Genomic DNA, 1009 nt, shown 5'->3' on the forward strand with positions numbered 1-1009 from the left:
TTTTAAGCGCAGATCTTTTATGACCTTATTCATTCGAAAACGGGAACCTTCTATTCATACTGGACGTCAGTTTGTCACCGCTCAGCACTTACCTGTCTTAGCGGGTTCTCTTTCCCTTTCTGATTATCTCAGGCAAATGGGGGAGCGTAGCGCATTTATTGTGGCTGACATTCTTGATGAGCAAGATTGGGCTCCCTTTGAACGCCATTATGCTTCGACAGGCAGAGCCCCTTATTCTCCCCGTTCCATGATGGGGATCCTACTTTATGGGATCATGAAAGGTCACTGCCCGCTCAGAGAACTTGAACGACTTGCGCGTTTCGATTTAGGCTGTATTTTTGTCAGTCAGGGAATTACGCCCGATCACGCCAGTCTGGGGCGTTTCATTTATCAGCACCAATCTGTCCTGACCGGGCCGTTTTTTGAAGCACTGACCTTCTCCATTTTGCACCGTAGCCATTCGGGGGTTTCGTGTCTGGCCGGTGACGGGACAGTGATAGAGGCGGCCTGTTCTCATTACCACCTTTTAACTCAGGAAGCGATTTCACGCGAAAAAAATGCCCTCACGGCAATGTCTGCCACAGTGCAGATAGAGAAACGCAGGAAACAATTGGAACAGGGAGCCGACGTCTTACGGCACCGACAAGAAAATCGGGAAAAAAAGGGGAAGGAGGCCAGCCAACTGCGTATCAATCCAACCGAACCCGATGCCGTCGTCCAGAAACTCAAGCGGGGAAGAGGATTTTCAACTTCTTATAAACCGTCTGTTTTGGTCAACAGCAGACGTATTATTGTCGCTCAAACGGCAGACCCCTCCAGTGAAACCCAAGTGATAGCCGCGTTATTGGCACAGAATTTCAATCTATCGGGGCGTCACCCGGACAAGCTGTTATTGGATGCCGGTTATTTCCATGACGAGGTGATTGCTGAGACGCAAAAACATCACATTCTGTTGTTCTGCCCGGAAGGCAATGAGCATCAGAGCCTAAGAAAAATCTACCCAAAATCG

At 49.1% G+C, this 1009-nt stretch carries 1 protein-coding gene; it reads left to right on the top strand.

All coding sequences use genetic code 11. The annotated features are described in order from the left end of the window. Positions 1 to 19: 19 nt before the first annotated feature. Positions 20 to 1009 (top strand): transposase (locus C5470_RS23175; protein WP_242688279.1); only part of this gene is annotated, 990 nt, incomplete at its 3' end.

The organism is Photorhabdus stackebrandtii (assembly GCF_011189495.1).
Taxonomy (GTDB): domain Bacteria; phylum Pseudomonadota; class Gammaproteobacteria; order Enterobacterales; family Enterobacteriaceae; genus Photorhabdus; species Photorhabdus khanii.